We start from the raw sequence: 19,773 nt of genomic DNA, 5'->3' as shown, positions 1-19,773 counted from the left end.
CCGCTACATCCCTTGGCGGTGGGGTGAATGGACTTTGGTCACCTAGGCGGGCACCGGCATCCTCAGCCGGGCGCCGTAGTCGAGACAGTCACACGGCAAAACTCACTAGAGTGACGGTCTAGTCAAGTAGGCTGTGCCGCATGACGAAAAGCGTTCTCGTTCTGGGCGGATACGGCGCGGTCGGCCGCCATCTGGTCGACGAACTGCGGCGAGCCGGTGACATCGTCGTGGTGGCCGGACGGGACCCGGCCCGCGCGGATGTCGGCATCGACCTTCGCGAACCAGGATTGCGGTCCTACCGAGAAGCGCTCGACGGGATCGATGTGGTCGTCAACACTTCTGGTTCCGAGGATCCGCGCTTGGCCCAGCAGGCGGCCGAGCAGGGATCGGCGTTCGTGGACGTCACCGCGTCCACCGAATACGTTGCTCTGCTGGAGCGGACGACGCCGGGCGGTCCGGTGATTCTCAGTGTCGGCCTGGCCCCCGGGCTGACCAATCTGCTGGCCGCCGCCGTGCATGCGCAGTCCCCAGGACCCGTCGACATCGCCGTGCTGCTCGGTGCGGGCGAGCGGCACGGGGCGGCCGCGACCGAATGGTCCTATCGCCTGCTCGGCCGGAAGTTTCGGGTCGGCAACGAGTGCATTCGCAACTACACCCGGCCGCAAGCCTTCGAGGTCCCCGGCCACCGACGGCGCCGACTGTTCCGGGCCGACTTCTCCGATCAGCACGTCCTGGCCCGCGACCTGGCTGTTCCTGTGCGCACCTACTTTGCCCTCGATTCCCGCATCGCGACGATCGGGCTGGGCCTCGCCACATGGATCCCCGGCGCGGCCGGGTTGCCGCGCGGGCTCCATCTTCCGGGAAGCGACGAGTGGACGGTGCTGGCACGGACGCAATCCGGGCTGACGCGCTGGGCGCGTGGTCGCAGCCAGTCCCGGGCCACCGCGCTGGTGGCCGCCGCCGCCGTTCGTGCCGCGACCGGCCTGGCGCCAGGTGTGCACCACCTCCAGAACGTGCTGACACTCGCCGACCTCCCTACCGACACCGGCATAGAAATCGGAACGGTCGAACCGGCCGTCCGGCGGTGAGCTGAACGCCAGAGCCGTCGTCGCGGGTCACACCTGGGGAGCGGGACATTGACTTTGGTGTGAGGGACGCCCGACACGTATCCGCGACCGTGCGGGTGCCAGAGGTGGGCTGTGTCCGGCCTTCCCAGCGCGCAGAGCTTCCACCAGGTCGGCGCAGACTTCATCCGCACGCAATCGAGGAGTCCAGCCCAGGTCGCGCCGCGCATTGGCCGTGTCGACCAAGCAGGCCCGGTCGGCGAGGACGAGCCAAGCCGGATGCAGAGGCTGGATGCCGGTACGCCACCCGAACCACGCCGCGGCGCCGAGTGCTCGGCGCGGCATCGGCAAGCCCGGTCCCCCGAATGTGTCCGCGATCGTGTCGGCGCGCAGAAGTGGTTCGGCGGCCAGGTTGAACGCGCCCGCCGCCTGATGCCGCATGATGAGCCGGATAGCGGCGGCCACATCGGCGCTGTGGATCACCTGCAGACGAAAACCGGGCCACACCGGCACCGGCAGCAGACTTCGGCCGAGAATCCCCCGCGGCAGCCAGGGCGGCAGAATCCAGTCCGCGAGCTCGGCGGATGCCTCGGCTTGGACTATGCCGCATGGACGCACCCGTGCCACTCGGACCGAAGGCCGACTCACCGCGAACGAATCCAGTTGCTTCTCCAATTCCACTTTGCCGAGGCTGTATGCGCTGCCGGGCACTCCGGACAGCGTCCATTCCTCCGAGACCCGATCCCACCGCCCGGCCGGGGTGTAGGCCGCGACCGAGGAAGCGGCGATGATGTGCGGCACTCCCGTCTGCGCCGCGGCACGCAAGACGTTCGTGCTGCCGTCCAGGTTTGTCCTGCGCATCGGGGGGTCGTCGCGGCGCGGATGAATCGCCCACGCGAGGTGCACGAGCACGTCGGCGCCCGCGAAAGCGGCGCGAAGGATCTCGACCGCGTCGGCGGCACCGACATCACAGCGCACCCACCGCGCAGCCGCATACGGCTCACATGCGATCTCCGGTATGCGGCGGGCGATTCCGACGATGTCGCAGCGATCCCCGCTCAGCGCCCGCAACAGCGCCGTCCCCACGTTTCCGCTGGCACCGGTGACGACGACCTTCATTTGCCGTGGACTCATTACGGGATCCGAATACCCGAGCAGACTCTTCGCACGCAGCTGACGAAGTCGCGCCGGAAGAGTGTTCCGTGACTGATCACACCGCTGTTTCCTGCGAAGGCGCGGTGCGAATACAACAGCAACGCCCGGGCATACGACCTTCATGGGCGTGGCAGATGCCGACGACACGGAAACGGCGGAAGCGAGACCACCGCGTCGAACGCGACCTGTCTCCGGCGCCGCGGGTGTTCCGTCTTCTCCGAGCAGCGGGGATCAGCTGCCGGTATTGCGGCGGTTGTCCGACGTGGCCGACCTGATCGCGGGCAGCGGCGAGACGGTGTATCTGCGCTACTCGCATGGTCCCGAGCGAGACGTCGAGCGTGGCCGCAGCCGCGACTACGAGGCAGACATCGATATGCCCGGCCTGTCGGTCAGTACCGTCGCCCCCGAGGACTGGTGGCCGCGTCCAGCCGAGGAATGGATTGCGCGCAGGATCCGCCAGTACGCCGAACTCGGCGCCGAGCAGAACCGCTATCCGTGGCTGCTGACCGGTCGGATCGCCGGGTTCGGGCCCGATCACGAGCCCCTCCTCACCGACATCCGACCTCTGGCCCGGCTCGATTCCGAGATCCTCACCGAAGCCGCCCGGCTCTACCGACGGCGATTCCGCGTCGGCCGCGACTCCACCGAGCGAAACAGCTGAGCGATAGTCCCGGTCGGTCGCCGCGCTAACCCTGTGCGAGCTGTTGCGCGGTGGCGTAGGCGAGGTGCAGGAAGTCCGCGCCGGTCAACGCGGCCAGCGCGTCGGCGATCATGCGGGTGGCTCGCGGCGCGAACACGTGGCCGACGGTGAGCCCGGTGATCGCCCAGACGTCGAAGCAGAAAGGGCAGGTGAGCAACTCGCCGATGCTGTGCTGTATGCCGTCGGCGGCCTTGGGTCGCTCCATGATCTCGCCGGGGCCGCCGTCGCCGGTAGGGCTGGTGAACGGGGCGCGCAGGGGTGTGGTGATCGCGTCCTTGGTCACCGTACGGGACAGCTTGTGCGCGGCGAAGGCCGTGACGACGAGGTCTTGTACGCTCATGGCCCGTGGCAGTTCGCGGTGGGTCAGCCTGCCGAGCAGCGCGACCGCGGCCACGGTGCTGGCGAAGAACGCCATCGTCGCCAGGTAGCCGCTGATGGAGCGGTTGTGCTCGGTCATCGGCAGTTGTCGACCTGGTCGCGTCGGCCTTGTCGCGGACGCCTCGATCGGCGGGCAGCCGGGGAGCCCTTCGGCAGTTGGGCGTCCGGATCCGTCTCACGTTCGGGGACGGCTCGTCCAGGGCGTGGTGCACGCGTTCGGGTTTCGGTCATGCAGCGGGCATACCCGGGAGCGCCGGTCTCACGCCGCGCCCGGCCCGGTTCCGCGCCAATGCATCGGCCCCGACCGCGGAGTGCGTCGCGGGCGGCGGCCACGTCCATGTGCCATCCCGCGCCGGAACAAGCCGCGTCGGCGCGATCGGGTCAAGGACCGCGGGAGCCGTGGAATGGCCTCGGGGCGGTCGAACCGCGAGCTGTCTGCCGCTGCGGACACGTCCGGAGTCCGAGGCCATTCGGGCTAGCTGATGTCGATCGTCCCGTCGAACACCATCGGTGTCGGCCCCGGCTGGCAGTCTCGGAACATGCTCGTCGGCATGGGGACGCCGTAGCCGATCATGTTCGGCGCACCGTTCTGACCTTTGGTGACGGTGACCTGGATCGCCATCGAGTCGGGTGCGAACAGCATGACCGGTTCGGTAGTGGTGATCGGATAGACCAGTGACACGGTGTTGCCGTTGACCCTCAGGCAGGTGACGGGGCCGGTGACCTTCAGAGGCAGCGGGTTGTTGCCGAACCGGCCGGTGGCGGTATAGGTGCCGGTCGCGGGACCGTCTCCCTGTCCCTGCGCCTCGACGTGCAGGATGCTCATGCCCATCACCTGCATGTTGCCGTTGATCGACACGTTGGCCGGCGCTGCCGCCGCCAGCCCGGTGGCCGCAAGCGCTGCCGCCCCGGCCATAGCCGCGGTTACAGCGCAGCGCGTAAGCCGAGTAGTCATCGAGACACCTCCTTCTGTGGTTTCCGCCGCGGAATACCCGGTGCGGGAACACCTATGCCGACGCCGCCTCGAGCTGCCGGGGGTCAGCCGTCGGTCTGGGTGAGCCAGAACAGGTAGGTCAGCGCGGGCAGCACCGTGACCGTGGCGAGCCCGACCACGACCAGCAGCGCGACCAGGGTCGGTCGTGCTCCGGCCGCGTCGGCGATGAGTACCCGATCGGTCAGAATCCACGGGGTCTGCGCGAAGGCCCATCCGATGACGATCGCCGCGACGGCGATCACCGCCGAGACGCGTGCCCACCCGAACCGGCGGCCGAACAACAGGATCAGCGTCAGCACGCCGGCGGCGGCGGACACGACGATCAGGGGCAAGGCCTGTCCGAGGAGGCCAGCTCCCAGGGTGGGTGCGTCGCGTCGGATCGGCACTATCGCCGCGATCGCGAACACGCCGGTCAGGGCGCCGACCAGCAAGGCGCGGGTGCGCAGATACTCGGCGAGCGCGTGATCACCCGACCGTGCGGCGTCCGCGGTGAGGAACACCCCCGCCAGGAAAGCGCAGGTGCCCACCGCCAGGGTGCCGCCGAGCAGCGAGGTCGGGTTCAGCCACGACCCGACCCGGTCGCCGTATCCGTCGGGTGGCACCCGCCCCGAGGCGATCGCGCCCGCGACCGTTCCGAAGAAGAACGGCGTGATCAGCGACGCTCCGGCGAACAGAGCGCCGAACAGCCGTGCCTGGGCCATGGTCGCGGAGTACTTGCGGAAGGCGAAGTTGGCGCCGCGCAGCACTATGCCGAGCAGCGCCAGGCTGAGCGGGATGAACAGCGTGGTCATCACGGCGGCGAACACCGTGGGATAGGCGGTCCACAGGAACACCAGGATGTAGATCAGCCACACGTGGTTGGCTTCCCACACCGGGCCGATGCTGTGGTCGATCAGCACCCGAAGACGTCCGCCGCGTGTTGCTCCGCCCGCGGTGAGATCCCAGAACCCGGACCCGAAGTCGGCGCCACCGAACAGCGCGTACAGCACCACTCCGGTGAACATCGCCGTAGCGACCGCGTCCGACAGTTCCATCGGTCACCGCTTCCCGGCGGCGCGTACGCGCTGAACCTCGTCGACGGGCGCGTCACCGGGGCCGTATGGGGCCGCGATGGTCTCCGCGCCGGCCCGCCAGCGACGGGCCATGGAACGCAGCACCACGACCACGCCCACCGTCATCCCGAGATAGACCAGCAGCACCCCGGTAAAGCTCCACCACAGGCCGGTGCTGGTACTCGCCGCATCGGTCGTGCGCAGCACCTGCCACACCGCCCACGGCTGGCGGCCCACCTCGGTGGCGATCCAGCCGCATTCCACCGCGAGCACCGCCAGCGGCCCGGCGGCGACCGCCATCCGCAGGAACAAGCGGTTGCCCAGCAGATCGCGCCGCCGCCACCGCAGCAGCCAGAACACCACCACCACGGCGACGAGAAGCGTGCCGATACCGATCATCGTCTGGAACGCGAGGTGGGTGATGTTCACCGGCGGACGGTCCCCGGCGGGCACCGAGTCCAGTCCGGGGACGGGCGCGGTCAGCGAATTGCGGGCGATGATCGAGCCCAGCCTGGGGATATCGAGCGCGCCCCTGACCTCACCGTCGACCAGAACACCGCCCAGACGCAGCGGGGCCGGGCCCTCGGTGGTGGCCGCCAGCTCGAACGCGGCCAGCTTCGACGGTTGCGTATCGTGCACCCGCATCCCCAGCACATGCCCGATGACCGGTTGCGCCAGCGCGGCGACGGTGGCGAAGACGAACGGCACGGTGAACCCGAGCCGATGGTGGGCGTCGCGGCGCCCGCGCAGCAGACCGGCGGCGTAGACCCCGGACACCACGAACCCCACCACCATGAACGCGGCCACCCACATGTGCGCGAACTGCAGGTACACCCCGTCGTTGAACATCGCCCGCCACGGGGCGACATCGGTGACCTCGCCGTCGACGAGCCGGAAACCGGTGGGGTTGTTCATCCACGCGTTCACGCTCACCACGCAGAAGGTGCCGACCACACCGGCAACACCCATCGGTACGAGCATCGCGAGATGACGCCGCGGCGGCATGCGGCCCCACCCGTACAGGTAGATGCCGAGGAAGATGGCCTCGACGAAGAACGACAGCCCCTCGAACGCGAACGGCAGACCGAGCACGTCACCGAAGCGGCCCATCAGACCCGGCCACAGCAGGCCCATCTCGAAGCTGAGCACCGTCCCCGACACGGCGCCGACAGCGAACAGGATCGCCGACACCGTTGCCCATCGCTTGGCCAGCCGCAGCGCGACCGGGTCGTCGCGGGTGATGCCGCGCCGGTGCACGACGTAGATCATCGCCGGGAACGCGACCCCGAAGCAGGCCAGCACGATGTGCCACGCCAGGGAGAAGGCCATCTGCTGACGAGCGGGCAGCAGCCCTGGCGGCGCCTCGGCCGACACCGAACAGAGCGCGGCGAGCGTGCTCGACACCATGGCGTTCCTTTCCGCGGTCCCGGCGCGGACCGGAGGTCCCGTCCGGCTGGTTCGCGATGCGAGTCCCGGTCGACGCCCTCGCGGCATACCCCCGTTACGGGCCGCGAACCCTGTCGCGGCGCATCCCGCACGACGAAGGACCTGCCCAGGGCATCTCGCCGAGCCGTCCGGTGGCATCCCACGGAATCCCGCGCGCGGTCATCGGCCGCGTGGCACCGGAACCAATGGAGGCGTACGCCCGCTCGAACACGGCGCGAGGGCGAAGAATTTGCCCGGTTTCCTGCGCAGTGACGTCACTGCCAGGTAGGCGCGCACAGGCGGTTTGAACAATGCGCCATCGAATCCCGTTGCCGCCGCCGCGCCTACTTCTCGGCGTGCAGGAAGCCGACGTGCCGACCGGCGGCATCGATGTGATGCCGCGCCAGGGACACTGTCGTCGAGATCCGGTGCGCGGTCGCCACATTGGGCGCATTCACCGCGGTGCCATAGTCCCATCCGACCGCTCGGCACTGTGCCGCGCTTGATCGCCGATTCCGTTTCTCAGAGACTTCTCAGTTCCTCCTACCAGATGCAGTACTAACCTTTTACGTAGTTGTCGATGGGTTCGACGCACTGGCAACGGCATCACGTGTTAACTACATCGGTTCGAAATACACCAGACCATCAGTGATTTCGACGGCCCGGTATTCGTGGCAGGGGAAGGGTCGAGGAGACGGGCACAACTTTGCTTCTCGACCTTTCCGCTGCGGTCGACGGTCCCGGATCGGAGATTCCATCCGTCGCCAACGTACAGCTCTACGCGCCGACAAAGGGCCGTCCGTGTCGATGTCTGGACGGCGATCGCACCGATCAACCGCACCTTCAACCAGTACCGTGGTGACACCATCTGCCTGCACACGTGCTACTTCACCATCAGGTCTCACCATGAGTTGGATGGTGGGCGATCGCCACCCTCGTCGGATCCGGGTTCGGGCCTTCTCCTGGCTGCGGCCGGGGCCTGTTGTCGCGACTTGATCGCGTTGATGGCGCAGATCATCCGCTGGATCTCGCCGTCGTGCTACCCAGCGAACCGAGCGATGTCTTCGGCAACGCGCTCTGGTGCTTCGAAGGGGAACGCGTGACCGAGCCCGGGGTAGATCAGCAATTCCGAACCGCTGATGTAGTGATGTAGCACGGTGGAGTTGGCAGCGGGTTCTTGCTCGTCGTTCTCGGCGCCCAAGATGAGAGTGGGCAGCCGCAGGGCCGGGAGGCTGCTGACGACGTTGGTGGTGGGGTTGAGGAGCCAGTCGGTCATCGCGGCGCGTTGACGGTTGAGGCCGGTGAGGTCGGCCCCGACCCTTGTGGCGCGCAGAGCTGTTCGTTGGCGCCACGCAGCCAGAGCGTCGGGGTGGCCGCTGAAGTAGAGCGGAATGACCTGGTCGGCAGGCGCAAGCGGGTCGAACGCCGGCATGCCCCGGACCAGACTGGGCAAATCGGGCAGCACCTGCTGTGATCCGCCGGGGCCGGTACCCATCAGGACCAGGGCGCCGACGTCATCGGTATGGTCCACGGCCATGCGTTGCGCGACGAATCCTCCGAGGGAGTAGCCCACCACGGTGGGGCGGCCCAGGTGCAGAGCCTGGATCAGGCCTGAAGCCTGATCGGAGAGTTGTGGGACGGTCAAGATGGCCGACGAGCTGGCTGGCGTCCGTCCCACGCCGTCGGAGTCGAAGATGACGACGCGATTGGTCGCGGCTAGGCGGTCGAGCAGTGCCGGATCCCAGTCGTCCATGCTGAATCCGAGACACGGGGTCAGCAGCAGGGTCGGTCCGTGTCCGAAGCTGCGGTAGGCGATGGGCAGCCCCGCGACTGTGACGACGTGGGTGGTTGCTGTCAGCGACGGCGACTGGTCGAAGTGATCGGCCGTTGTCCATTCGATGTCGGTGTGGACAGGCTGACGGGCCGTAGGGGCGGCGTCAGCGGCGGTGGGCGCGATCAGCAGCATGCTGGCGGCCAGTGCCGCCACGACGGCCGAGGCGGGCGCCGGGCGTCGCGGGACGCGCAGGCCACGGCGAGGCATCTGCCCGCTGTCGGGCGTTGCCGGAGTTGGCTGCGGCGGGCGGAGAGCGGACATGCGGGCTCCTTGTGGTTGCGGTATGGACAGGGTCGAGGCCGTTATGCGTGAGTGCAGCAAGAAGAGATGCCGGCGGCCCGAAAGGATTCACAGCGGCTTTGGCTGACGCCGTCACCACGATCCCGTCACGTTCTGTCGTGAAATGCGGCGACATGGTGGGAACCTGCAGGTGAGAAGCCGGTCGGCCGTCGCAAGCGGCTCGCTGACCAGGTCGTTTCCGGGCGGCCGGGCGGAGGGATCGACACCCCGCCCGGACCGCATAGGAGTTCTACCAGCTTCTGGCTGGTGAATCGGGGATTTGCGGTCGCCTCACTAGAATGAATCGACCTGTTCGTCCGCTCCCGGGAGCCAGCCGTGACCATTCAGCCCGTTCGCCTGTTCGGTGATCCCATTCTGCGTGCCCGTGCCGCGGAGGTGACCGCCTTCGACCGCGATCTGCGGCAGCTGGTGACCGACCTGACCGAGACCATGCACGACGACGGCGGGGTCGGCATGGCCGCGCCGCAGATCGGGGTAGGGCTGCGTGTGTTCGTCTACGACACCGGCGACGCCGCGGGTCATCTGGTGAACCCGCAGTGGGAAGTCGTCGGCGACGAAGAACAGGTCGGCCCGGAGGGGTGCTTGTCGATCCCGGGCCTGCGCTACGACACGCGGCGGGCATTGCGCGTGCGCGCGTCCGGAGTGGACTTCGACGGCGAGCCGGTCGCGTTCGAGGCCGAGGGCCTTCTGGCGCGCTGCGTGCAGCACGAAACCGATCATCTCGACGGTGTGCTGTTCATCGATCGTCTCGATCCGGCCCAGCGTAAGGAGGCGATGCGGGTGATCCGCGAATCCGACTGGTTCGCCGCGGGCGTGACGGTGCGCCCGGCCCGGTCGATGAGCGGCGCGGGCCGGCCCAACCCGTTCGGGCTGGGTGGCTGATGCGCGTCGTCTTCGCGGGGACCCCGGAACCGGCTGTGCCGTCGCTGCGGCGTCTGCTCGATTCGCCGCGCCACGAGGTGATCGCCGTGCTGACCAGGCCGGACGCGGTGGCGGGGCGCGGAAGGAAGGTGACCAGGTCGCCGGTCGGCAGGCTGGCCGACGAGCACGGCATCCCGGTGCTCACCCCCGCGCGGCCGTCGGAACCGGAGTTCATCGCGCTACTCACCGAACTGGCGCCGGACTGCTGCCCCGTCGTGGCCTACGGCGCGCTGCTGCCCCAGCAGGTGCTCGGCATTCCGCGCTTCGGCTGGATCAACCTCCATTTCTCGCTGCTGCCCGCGTGGCGCGGCGCGGCGCCGGTGCAGGCGGCGATCGACGCGGGTGACGAGATCACCGGCGCGTCGACCTTCCAGATCGAGGCCGGGCTGGACACCGGGCCGGTGTTCGGCATGGTGACCGAGAAGATCTCCGTCACCGACACCGCGGGCACGCTGTTGCAGCGGCTGGCCGAAAGCGGCTCCCGGCTGCTGGAAGCGACGCTGGACGGCGTGGAGGACGGCACGTTGCAGGCGGTCCCGCAGTCCACCGAGGGCGTGTCGTACGCGCCCAAGGTCGGGGTCGAGGCCGGGCATATTCGGTGGGATCAGCCCGCCCTGGCCATCAGTAGGCGTATTCGCGCGGTGACTCCCGCGCCGGGGGCGTGGACCGAGGTCGACGGCACCCGCCTGAAGCTCGGCCCGGTGGAACTGGTCGAGGAGGTGCTGCCGGAGCGGGCGATCGAGGTCCGCAAGTCCGGCGTCTTCGTCGGCACCGCCACCACCGCCGTGCGGCTCGATCAGGTTCATCCGCAAGGCAAGCGGATGATGGCCGCGCTCGACTGGGCGCGGGGCGCCCGGCTACGGCCCGGTGTGGTGGTCGAGTGAGCTCGCGCGGAGGTGGGCACGACGACGGGCGCGGCGAGCGCCGGGAAAAACGGGATGCCGTGAAACGATCCGGCGAGACCGACCGGTCGCGGGATGGGCGGCCGCGTGCCGCACGGCAGCGAGGCTCGACCGAGAGTGGTCGGCCGCAGGAAAACGCAACGCGGGACCGGAATGGCACCGGTCGTTCACGCGCCGGTAGCGGCGAAGCAGGCGGGCGTAATCGCGACGAACGACGCGCCTCGGCGGGACAGCGCTCGGCCGGTGGACGAACCGATCGCACCGCCGAACGGCGTCCTGCGCGTACCGCTGCGAAAAATGTTGCGCGCCAAGGAGGCCGGCCGTCCCGTCGGGAAGGGATCGATCCGCCACGGTCGGTCGCGAGGGATGTCTTGCGAGCGGTCCGCGAGCGCGACGCCTACGCCAATCTGGTGCTGCCGACGCTGCTGCGGGAACGCGGGTTGTCCGGACGCGACGCGGCGTTGGCGACCGAACTCGCCTACGGTGCGTGCCGATCGCTGGGTCTGCTCGACGCGGTGATCGCCGAGGGGGCGGGCAGGGCGATCGAAGAGATCGACGGCCCCCTGCTGGACGTGCTCCGGCTCGGCGTCTACCAGTTGTTGCGGACCAGGATCGGCGCGCACGCGGCGGTGGACACCTCGGTGGCCCTCGCGCGCGCGGAGTTCGGCGCGGGCAAGGCCGGTTTCGTGAACGCCGTGCTACGGCGGGCCGGAGAGAAGACCACGGAGCAGTGGGTCGAGGCTCTCGCACCCGCCGATCCCGTGGGGCGACTGGCTTTCGAGTACGCGCATCCGGCCTGGATCGCGCAGGCGTTCGCCGACGCGCTCGGCGCGCGAGCGGGAGAACTGCGCGACGTGCTCGCCGCCGACGACGCCCGCCCGCTGGTGCACTTGGTGGCCAGGCCCGGCGACATCACCGCGGAGGAACTCGCGCTGGTGACCGGTGGCGAGGAGGGCCGATGGTCGCCGTACGCGGTGTACCTGGACGGCGGCGATCCCGGCAAGCTCGAACCGGTGCGCGAGGGCATGGCGGCCGTGCAGGACGAAGGCAGCCAGCTGGTCGCGCTCGCGCTGACCCGGGCCGCGCTCGACGGTCCGGACAACGGCCGCTGGCTCGACCTGTGCGCGGGGCCGGGTGGCAAGGCCGCGCTGCTGGGAGCGATCGCCGCGATCGACGGTTTCCGGGTCGATGCGGTCGAGCCCGCCGCGCATCGCGCCGAACTGGTGCGCAAGGCCGTGCACGACCTTCCGGTGGACGTGCACGTCGCCGACGGTCGCGCCAGCGGATTGCCCCCGGGCTACGACCGCATTCTGGTGGACGCCCCATGCACCGGCCTCGGCGCGCTGCGCCGCAGGCCCGAGGCGCGCTGGCGGCGCACCCCGGCGGACGTTCGCGAGCTGGTCGTGTTGCAGCGCGAATTGCTCACTGCCGCATGGGATCTGTTGCGTCCCGGCGGTGTCGTGCTGTACTCGACCTGTTCGCCGCATCTGCCGGAGACGGTGTCGATCGTCGCCGACGCCGTGCGACGCCTCGGCGCCGAACAATTGGACACCCGCGAGCTGCTGCCCGGCGTCACCGACGTCGGGGACGGACCGGGCGCGCAGCTGTGGCCGCACCGGCACGGCACCGACGCCATGTTCCTGGCCGCACTGCGCAAACCGCGTTGACATTCCATTCGTCCAAGCCGGTGCCTGTACCGTTCGGCACACTCGGATCATGACGATGACCTGGCAGGATGTGGTGGCGTTCGGGACGCAACTCCCGGCGGTCGCGGAATCGACCTGGTTGCGCGGTCCGGCGTAGCGCCCGATCAGCTGCGCGAGTTGCTCTACGACGCCTGGTGGCTCACCGCTGCGGCGAAGGTGCGCGGACTGCGCGACCGCGAAGCCCGGTGAGCGCGATCATTCCCGGCTGGACTGCTCACGCAGGCGGGCAAGGGTTTTCGCGAGGATGCGCGACACGTGCATCTGGGAGATGCCCATCTGCTGGGCGATCTGGGTCTGGGTCATCGATTCGAAGAACCGCATGGTGAGGATGCGCCGCTCCCGCTCGGGGAGCCCGGCCAGCAGCGGCCGGATCGCGACGTACTCCTCGACCCGGTCGAACTGGGACTCCTCCTCGCCGAGGGTGTCGAGCAGGGAGGCGTCGGTGTCGCGGCCGAGCGTGGCCGCGTCGATCGAACTCGGCTGGTAGGCGTTGCCCGCGATGACGGCCTGGGTCACCTCGTCGGGGTCCACGTCCAACTCCGCCGCGATCTCCTTCGCGGTGGGCGAGCGGCCGAGAGTCTGGGAGAGGGAGTCGATCGCCGCGCCGATGCGTAGGTGAGTCTCCTTGACCCGCCGGGGGACTCGCATCGCCCAGGTGTTGTCCCGGAAGTACCGGCGGACCTCGCCCATGATGGTCGGCACCGCGAAAGACAGGAAGTTCGAACCGCGCTCGACGTCGAAGCGGTCCACCGCGTGCACCAGACCGACGCGGGCCACCTGGGTCAGGTCGTCGAACGGCTCACCACGGCCGCTGAACTTGCGCGCGATGTGATCGGCGAGGGGGATGCAGCGGCTGATCAGCTCCGCGCGCAGCGCGGTGTGCCGAGCCGTTCCGGGCTCGCTCGCCGAAAGCTGCTCGAAAAGCAGACCGACATCGTCGTATCCCGGGACGGTGTCCGCGGCTTCGAGGGTTTCGCTCTCCTCGACGGCGTCTTCCGTGGTCAGCGTGTCGGTGTCGTCGTCGTGCTGGGAGTCGAACACGGTTTCTTCGTCCGCCACTACGCCTTCCCCCGGACCCGACGGAACTCCACCGTTGTCGGATATCCGGAGACCGTCGCGTCGAATGGATCCTGTGTCGCCTCCACCGCGTCGGTGAGCGTGCGCAGGACGTGCCAGCCGAAGCTGCGCTGGTCCGGTAGTCCCGGCTTCTCCGCGATGCCGTCGACCCGGACGAGCAGTTCGGTGTCGCCGACGGTGAACCGGCAGTTCAGGCTCGTTTCCGGGGCGGCGACCGCGATCAGGGTCGAGCAGACCTCGTCGACGGCCAGTCGGACGTCGGCCACCTCGTCCAGCGTGAAATCGCTGAGTAGCACGAGGGTTTCGGCGAGCCCACGCACAATGGGCAGTTGTGTCACCGACGCGGCCACCCGAATCTCCACCGGGGTGCTGTAGAGCCCCTGTTCCGCCGAAAAATTGATCACCCTATGCAGGCTACCCACTCCCGCGCTGGGCAACCCTCGCGGCCATTAGACTGCGGCGTTGTGTCCAACCCGAGTTACCCGCGGCCGGCCGCGCCGATGATCGCCCCTTCCATCCTGTCCGCCGACTTCGCGCACCTCGCGGACGAGGCGCAGGCCGTCGCCGGTGCCGACTGGCTGCACGTCGACGTGATGGACGCGCACTTCGTGCCGAACCTCACACTCGGCCTGCCCGTGGTCGAGAGCCTGCTCAAGGCCACCGACATCCCGCTGGACTGCCACCTGATGATCGAGGATCCGGGCCGTTGGGCGCCGCCGTACGCGGAGGCGGGCGCGCACAACGTGACCTTCCACGCGGAGGCGACCGACGATCCGATCGCGGTCGCGCGCGACATCCGCGCCGCGGGCGCCAAGGCGGGTCTCTCGGTGAAGCCCAACACACCGATCGAGCCCTACCTGGAGATCCTGCGCGAGTTCGACACGCTGCTGGTGATGAGCGTGGAGCCGGGTTTCGGCGGGCAGTCCTTCATTCCGGAGGTGCTGGAGAAGGCGCGCATCGTGCGCAACCTGGTCGATTCCGGTGAACTCCGGCTGCTGGTCGAGATCGACGGCGGCATCAACGCCGACACCATCGAGGCGGCCGCGGTGGCGGGCGTCGACTGCTTCGTCGCCGGGTCCGCGGTCTACAACACCGCCGATCCCGCGGCCACCGTGCAGGCCCTGCGTCAGCAGGCCGCCGCAGTTCGGGCGCGCTGAAAAGCCCTATCTGGCACGGAGTCTCCCCGCGGCGACATCCCGAAGCGCCGCGATGACCGCCGCCAGCGGCGGCCGGTGCGCCGCCGCCTCGGGCGGCCGGATCCAGATGCGGTAGCCGGTGCGCTCGTCCTCCGGCGAGGGCAGCACGACCTGGCTGCCCGCACCGGCCACCGTCGCGTACAGCCGGAACAGTTCGGCCGACACGGCGGTGCTGAGCGTGTCGGGCTGGGCAGGCCCGGTGAGGAAGGTCCAGCGCCGGGCGCGTGGGTGGTCGACCACCGGCCCGGCGATTCCGTCCTGGCCGAGTCGTCGCAGCACCTGTTCGCCGAGTTCGGCGGGCATGCCGACGGCCCCGTAATCGATGCCGATGTGCAGCAGAATGCGGCGCGAGCCCGGATCCACCGATGCGGGCAGCTGGAATTCGCGGCGATACCGCACGCAGCGTACTTCCGGCGTCGAATCGAGAAATGTGGTCACATCGCGCCCCCAACCGTGTCGAACTCGATTTGTCGCACTGTTTTTCCGGCTTCCTCGAGTAGTGAGGTCATGTGTCGAGCTTCCGGGGCGTAGGACGTGCGCCCTGGCCGATCCGTCGGTTCGAGCTATTCGTGCGAGAAGTTGAACGGGAGAAGACAGCCGGGTAACGATATCGCTTTCCGGTCGTTCGCGCGCAAATTCTCGTTTATAACCGTGTCGCGATGGGGTACCGATCATGGATCGCGTCCACGACGCCGGACGAATGGCGTCGTGCGGTATCCGAAATTCGGCCGAACAATTGTCGCGCGTCGGTGTCGTCGAGAATTTCCGGGTGTCTGGACATATTTTGTTCCACTTTCCTGGCGTGCGCTTGTTCCCGACGCGATGGGCATGGCCGCGGTCTGGTTCGGGGTCGCGTCGGCTGCGGTCGGGTTCACTCCCGTGCCCCGAACCGCGCGCTGTCTCCTGCGACCCGGCGTCCTCAGGCGTACCTCCGCCTTCGCTCCGGCCCTCGGGCTGAGGAGGGACTACGTCCGACAGCGCCCATTAGGCTGAGGAGGCGCGGGAATAGCGGCCGGTGCCCGCGCTGTTGGCGCAACCGGACGACAACGACGCGATAGGGAGTCAGGGCACATGTTCACAGGCATCGTCGAGGAGCTCGGCGAGATCGTCGCCAGCGAGCAGCTGGCCGACGCCGCGCGGCTGACGATCAAGGGCAAGCTGGTGACCTCCGATGCCGGACATGGCGATTCGATCGCCGTGAACGGCGTGTGCCTGACCGTCGTCGACGTCGTCGTCGGCGACTCGTTCACCGTGGACGTCATGGCGGAAACGCTCAACCGGTCCAGCATCGGCGCGCTGGACGTCGGCGCGAAGGTGAATCTGGAGCGCGCCGCCGCGCTGAACAGCAGGCTCGGCGGCCACCTGGTGCAGGGCCACGTCGACGGCACCGGCACCGTGCTCTCCCGAACCCCGTCGGAGAACTGGGACGTGGTGCGGATCTCCCTGCCCGAGAACCTCGCCCGCTACGTCGTGGAGAAGGGTTCGATCACCGTCGACGGCATCTCGCTCACCGTCTCCGGACTCGGGGTCTCCGACGAGCCCACCGAGACCGGCGCCAGGGACTGGTTCGAGGTCTCCCTGATCCCCACCACGCTCGCGCTGACCAACCTCGGCTCCGCCACCGTCGGCACCACCGTGAACCTGGAGGTCGACGTGATCGCCAAGTACGTCGAACGCCTCCAACAGCGCGGCTAGCGGTGTCCCATCCGCTCGGTCCAGCCTGCCCGAGCCGAATAAGAAGGCGCAATGCCGCGAGTGCCCCGCCCGGCCGGTGCACGGCCCAGGTCGCGCGATCGATGGACCACCGATGCTGTCGGTCGGGAGGCCATTCAGAAGCGGGTGCCCTGTCAGCAAGAAGATCGCCAGCGGCACCCATGTGGCCGCCGTGTACCGGCAGACAGCGAACATCGAGGTCCCGCGCTTACCGTCGGAACGCAACAGCATCGGCCCGTCTCCCATTTTTCGAGCGAAGCGAGACCGAGCATGCTCCGTTCGCGGCCCGGCTCGCGTCCGAGCGGCCGACGCGCAAGCGACGAAGTCGCCAGCGGCGGTCGCTCGGACGCGAGCCACAAGAGGGCCGCGAACACGCAGCGCCGCAGGCGCTGCAAATCGAACACAGTACTGTGGTGAGGCACCTATTTCGAGATGGAGCACAGCAGACGTGACCAGGTTCGACAGCATCGAGCGCGCAGTCGCCGATATCGCCGCCGGTAAGGCGGTCGTCGTCGTCGACGACGAGGACCGCGAGAACGAGGGCGACCTCATCTTCGCCGCGGAGAAGGCCACCCCGGAGCTGGTCGCTTTCATGATCCGCTACACCTCCGGTTACATCTGTGTGCCGCTCACCGGTGACGATTGCGACCGGCTCGGCCTGCCGCCGATGTACGCGATGAACCAGGACAAGCACGGCACCGCCTACACCGTCTCGGTGGACGCGCGCGAGGGCATCACCACCGGCATCTCCGGCGCCGACCGCGCCACCACCATGCGGCTGCTGGCCGACGCCAACGCGAAGGCCGACGACTTCACCCGCCCCGGTCACGTGGTGCCGTTGCGTGCCAAGGACGGTGGGGTGCTGCGCCGTCCCGGGCACACCGAGGCGGCCGTCGACCTGGCGCGCATGGCCGGTCTGCGGCCCGCGGGCGTGATCTGCGAGATCGTCAGCCAGAAGGACGAGGGCCACATGGCTCGCACCGAGGAGCTGCGGGTCTTCGCCGACGAGCACGAACTGGCGCTGATCTCCATCGCGGACATGATCGCCTGGCGGCGCAAGCACGAGAAGCATGTGGTGCGGGTGGCCGAGGCGCGCATCCCCACCGCGCACGGCGAGTTCAAGGCCGTCGGCTATCAGAGCATCTACGACGAGGTGGAGCATGTCGCGCTGGTGCGCGGCGATATCAGCGACGGCGAGGACATCCTGGTCCGGGTGCACTCGGAGTGCCTGACCGGTGACGTGTTCGGGTCGCTGCGCTGCGATTGCGGTCCGCAGCTGGACGCCGCGCTGGAGATGGTCGCGGCCGAGGGCCGCGGTGTGGTGCTGTACATGCGTGGCCACGAAGGGCGCGGCATCGGCCTGATGCACAAGTTGCAGGCCTACCAGCTGCAGGATTCCGGACACGACACGGTCGACGCGAATCTGGAGCTGGGGCTGCCCGCGGATGCCCGTGATTACGGCACCGGCGCGCAGATCCTGGTGGATCTCGGCATCCGCTCGATGCGGTTGCTCACCAACAACCCGGCCAAGCGGGTCGGCTTGGACGGCTACGGTCTGCGGATCACCGAGCGGGTGCCGATGCCATTGCGCGCCAACGCGGAAAACCTGCGTTACCTGCGTACCAAGCGGGACCGGATGGGGCACGACCTGATCGGGCTGGACGAGCTCGATCTCGGCGAGACCGCCCACTGAACTGCGAACAGACCGGAAAGGCGGATATCGATGAGCGGTACCGGGGTACCGACTTTCGCGTTGGAGGATGCCAAGGACCTCACTTTGGGCATCGTCGCGTCGCGCTGGCACACCCAGATCTGCGACACGCTGGTCGCGAATGCGGAGCGGGTGGCCAAGGACGCCGGAGTGCAACACATCACGGTGGTGCGCTGCGCGGGCGCCATGGAGCTGCCGGTGGTCGCCCAGGAGCTGGCCAGGTCGCACGACGCGGTGGTCGCGCTCGGCGTGGTGATCCGCGGCGACACACCGCATTTCGAGTACGTCTGCGACGCGGTGACGGCCGGGCTCACCCGGGTTTCGCTGGACGAGGGCACGCCGGTCGCGAATGGGGTGCTCACCACGAACAACGAGCGGCAGGCGCTGGATCGGGCGGGCCTGCCGGATTCGCATGAGAACAAGGGCGAGCAGGCGGCGGCCGCGGCGTTGGACGCCGCGCTGACGCTGCGCGCCCTACGGCAGTCCGCGTAGCGATGCCGGTCGTCCGTATCTTCCGGAGGAACGCGGGCTCGGTCGCGGCGCCCGGCGCTGCGGCCGAGTGGGACTTCGAGGTGCGCCCGCGGCGCGCGGTGCGGACGGCCTGGGTCGTCGCGGTGCTGATCGCCGCCGCGTTCACCGCGGGCGGCATCTGGCTGCGCAGCGGGTCGACCGGCGTCAACTTCCGGGTGGCCGACCAGATCGCGATGATCGGGATCGGCTTGCTCGGCGCCGCGGCGGTGCTGTTGCTGACCCGCCCGAGGGTGCGGGTGGGCCCGCGCGGTGTGTCCGTGCGGAACATCCTGGGCGACAACGATTTCCCGTGGGAGTACATCCGAGGCGTGTCGTTCCCGGATCGGAAAGCCTGGGCGCGTCTGGAATTGGTCGGCGACGACTACGTCCCCATGCTGGCGATCCGCTCGAACGACAAAGAGCACGCGGCCCGGGCGATGGATCGGCTGCGCGAGCTCGGCGCGAAGTACTCCGAGGGCAAGTGATCGCCCAGGGCGCGTCGAGACGAGGCGTGCGGCCCCGGTTCGTCCGTCTCGCGCGGGTCGCGGCGCTGGTCTAGCCTCGCCGGTATGGAGCCGGGTGCGTTCGTTCTCGCGGCGGCTTTCGCCGACGACCCGCTGATGACCTACTTCTGGCCGCGTTCAGCGCGACGGCACAAAGCCTTGCCGCTGTTCTGGGAGTCGCGCATCGCGTCGCGCAGGAAGAACGGCCTGGTCGACCTCGCCCACGACGCGGAGGGAAACCTCGTCTGCGTGGCGCTGTGGGAACCCGCCGGTGTGGTGTCGCCGATGGCGAAGCCGCTCATATTGCTGCGAGCCTTGGGGCGGAGTACCGCGCGTGCGGTGGCCGCCGCGCGGCAGATGGACCAGGCGCGACCCACGACGCCGCACCTGTATCTTGCCGCCATCGGCACGCTGCCCGGCGCGCGGGGAAGAGGACTGGCGACGTCGCTGCTGGAGCGGAGGCTGTCAGCTGCCGAGCAGCCGTGCTTCCTGGTCTCCAACAGCCACGGGACCGTGCCGTTCTATCAGCGCTTCGGGTTTCACCAACAAGGTGAGCTGGCGATCGGCCACGGTCTCGTCGTGTACCCGATGCTGCGGACGAACTGAGTTTTTCGGAGACCGAAGCCGTTCGC

The 19,773-nt window shown here is 68.8% G+C and carries 20 protein-coding genes; 11 read left to right on the top strand and 9 right to left on the bottom strand.

Going from position 1 to position 19,773, the window contains the following annotated elements:
• The first annotated feature begins 140 nt into the window (after nt 1-140).
• The gene (locus ON34_RS15705) at nt 141-1,088 is read left to right on the top strand and encodes an NAD-dependent epimerase/dehydratase family protein (protein ID WP_040780034.1); all 948 of its coding nucleotides are present in this window, start codon (nt 141-143) and stop codon (nt 1,086-1,088) included.
• A gap of 27 nt (nt 1,089-1,115) precedes the next feature.
• Here the strand turns inward: ON34_RS15705 and ON34_RS15700 are convergent, their stop codons facing one another.
• Nucleotides 1,116-2,198 carry an NAD-dependent epimerase/dehydratase family protein gene (locus ON34_RS15700; protein ID WP_245548051.1) on the bottom strand — a complete coding sequence of 361 codons (1,083 nt, stop codon included), beginning with the start codon at nt 2,196-2,198 and terminating at the stop codon, nt 1,116-1,118.
• Between the two features lie 148 nt (nt 2,199-2,346).
• Between ON34_RS15700 and ON34_RS15695 the strand changes: the two genes are divergently transcribed.
• The gene (locus ON34_RS15695; protein ID WP_245548050.1) at nt 2,347-2,880 is read left to right on the top strand and encodes a DUF6098 family protein; all 534 of its coding nucleotides are present in this window, start codon (nt 2,347-2,349) and stop codon (nt 2,878-2,880) included.
• A gap of 25 nt (nt 2,881-2,905) precedes the next feature.
• Here ON34_RS15695 and ON34_RS15690 read toward each other — a convergent pair whose 3' ends face one another.
• The 5 genes from ON34_RS15690 to ON34_RS33605 all read right to left on the bottom strand — a co-directional run bounded on the left by ON34_RS15690 (nt 2,906) and on the right by ON34_RS33605 (nt 8,863).
• Complete coding sequence (locus tag ON34_RS15690) at nt 2,906-3,376, bottom strand: DUF1360 domain-containing protein (RefSeq protein ID WP_040780032.1); 471 nt, start codon at nt 3,374-3,376, stop codon at nt 2,906-2,908.
• A gap of 396 nt (nt 3,377-3,772) precedes the next feature.
• Nucleotides 3,773-4,252, bottom strand: a complete 480-nt coding sequence (locus ON34_RS15685) for a hypothetical protein (protein ID WP_040780031.1) — start codon at nt 4,250-4,252, stop codon at nt 3,773-3,775.
• Between the two features lie 83 nt (nt 4,253-4,335).
• The gene (locus ON34_RS15680) at nt 4,336-5,325 is read right to left on the bottom strand and encodes a cytochrome d ubiquinol oxidase subunit II (protein ID WP_040780030.1); all 990 of its coding nucleotides are present in this window, start codon (nt 5,323-5,325) and stop codon (nt 4,336-4,338) included.
• A gap of 3 nt (nt 5,326-5,328) precedes the next feature.
• The gene (locus ON34_RS15675; RefSeq protein WP_040780029.1) at nt 5,329-6,750 is read right to left on the bottom strand and encodes a cytochrome ubiquinol oxidase subunit I; all 1,422 of its coding nucleotides are present in this window, start codon (nt 6,748-6,750) and stop codon (nt 5,329-5,331) included.
• Between the two features lie 1,057 nt (nt 6,751-7,807).
• On the bottom strand, nt 7,808-8,863 hold the full coding sequence (locus tag ON34_RS33605; RefSeq protein ID WP_083889475.1) for an alpha/beta fold hydrolase: 1,056 nt from the start codon (nt 8,861-8,863) through the stop codon (nt 7,808-7,810).
• Between the two features lie 354 nt (nt 8,864-9,217).
• Between ON34_RS33605 and def the strand changes: the two genes are divergently transcribed.
• From def to ON34_RS15655, 3 genes are all read left to right on the top strand, one after another.
• Complete coding sequence (def, locus tag ON34_RS15665) at nt 9,218-9,784, top strand: peptide deformylase (RefSeq protein ID WP_040780028.1); 567 nt, start codon at nt 9,218-9,220, stop codon at nt 9,782-9,784.
• A complete protein-coding gene (gene fmt, locus ON34_RS15660; protein ID WP_040780027.1) occupies nt 9,784-10,707 on the top strand; it encodes a methionyl-tRNA formyltransferase in 924 nt (307 codons plus the stop codon). Before def ends, fmt begins: the two co-directional genes overlap by 1 nt.
• 356 nt (nt 10,708-11,063) lie before the next feature.
• Complete coding sequence (locus tag ON34_RS15655) at nt 11,064-12,392, top strand: RsmB/NOP family class I SAM-dependent RNA methyltransferase (RefSeq protein WP_040780116.1); 1,329 nt, start codon at nt 11,064-11,066, stop codon at nt 12,390-12,392.
• A 234-nt stretch (nt 12,393-12,626) separates the two neighbouring features.
• On the opposite strand, the gene ON34_RS15650 is transcribed toward ON34_RS15655, so the two are convergent.
• Together ON34_RS15650 and ON34_RS15645 are read right to left on the bottom strand one after the other, a co-directional pair.
• Entirely contained in the window at nt 12,627-13,490 is an 864-nt protein-coding gene (locus ON34_RS15650; protein ID WP_040780026.1) for an RNA polymerase sigma factor SigF, read from the bottom strand.
• Entirely contained in the window at nt 13,490-13,912 is a 423-nt protein-coding gene (locus tag ON34_RS15645) for an ATP-binding protein (RefSeq protein ID WP_040780025.1), read from the bottom strand. The genes ON34_RS15650 and ON34_RS15645 overlap by 1 nt, the downstream gene beginning before the upstream one ends.
• A gap of 96 nt (nt 13,913-14,008) precedes the next feature.
• On the opposite strand from ON34_RS15645, the gene rpe reads away from it, so the two are divergent.
• The gene (gene rpe / locus ON34_RS15640) at nt 14,009-14,665 is read left to right on the top strand and encodes a ribulose-phosphate 3-epimerase (protein ID WP_040780023.1); all 657 of its coding nucleotides are present in this window, start codon (nt 14,009-14,011) and stop codon (nt 14,663-14,665) included.
• A gap of 6 nt (nt 14,666-14,671) precedes the next feature.
• Here the strand turns inward: rpe and ON34_RS15635 are convergent, their stop codons facing one another.
• Nucleotides 14,672-15,142, bottom strand: a complete 471-nt coding sequence (locus ON34_RS15635; RefSeq protein ID WP_040780021.1) for a hypothetical protein — start codon at nt 15,140-15,142, stop codon at nt 14,672-14,674.
• A gap of 633 nt (nt 15,143-15,775) precedes the next feature.
• On the opposite strand from ON34_RS15635, the gene ON34_RS15630 reads away from it, so the two are divergent.
• The 5 genes from ON34_RS15630 (at nt 15,776) to ON34_RS15610 (ending at nt 19,747) form a co-directional block, all read left to right on the top strand.
• Complete coding sequence (locus ON34_RS15630; RefSeq protein ID WP_040780019.1) at nt 15,776-16,399, top strand: riboflavin synthase; 624 nt, start codon at nt 15,776-15,778, stop codon at nt 16,397-16,399.
• Nucleotides 16,400-16,865: 466 nt separating this feature from the next.
• On the top strand, nt 16,866-18,110 hold the full coding sequence (locus tag ON34_RS15625; protein WP_040780017.1) for a bifunctional 3,4-dihydroxy-2-butanone-4-phosphate synthase/GTP cyclohydrolase II: 1,245 nt from the start codon (nt 16,866-16,868) through the stop codon (nt 18,108-18,110).
• Nucleotides 18,111-18,140: 30 nt separating this feature from the next.
• Nucleotides 18,141-18,620, top strand: a complete 480-nt coding sequence (gene ribH, locus ON34_RS15620; protein ID WP_040780015.1) for a 6,7-dimethyl-8-ribityllumazine synthase — start codon at nt 18,141-18,143, stop codon at nt 18,618-18,620.
• A gap of 2 nt (nt 18,621-18,622) precedes the next feature.
• Nucleotides 18,623-19,123, top strand: coding sequence for a PH domain-containing protein (locus tag ON34_RS15615; protein ID WP_051022696.1), 501 nt, complete (start codon nt 18,623-18,625; stop codon nt 19,121-19,123).
• Nucleotides 19,124-19,207: 84 nt separating this feature from the next.
• Nucleotides 19,208-19,747, top strand: a complete 540-nt coding sequence (locus tag ON34_RS15610; protein WP_040780013.1) for a GNAT family N-acetyltransferase — start codon at nt 19,208-19,210, stop codon at nt 19,745-19,747.
• Nucleotides 19,748-19,773: the final 26 nt, after the last annotated feature.

This window comes from Nocardia pneumoniae NBRC 100136 (assembly GCF_000308755.1).
Taxonomy (GTDB): domain Bacteria; phylum Actinomycetota; class Actinomycetes; order Mycobacteriales; family Mycobacteriaceae; genus Nocardia; species Nocardia pneumoniae.
The sequence above is the reverse complement of the archived record's forward strand: the minus strand, read 5'-3'. Positions and strand labels throughout refer to the sequence as shown.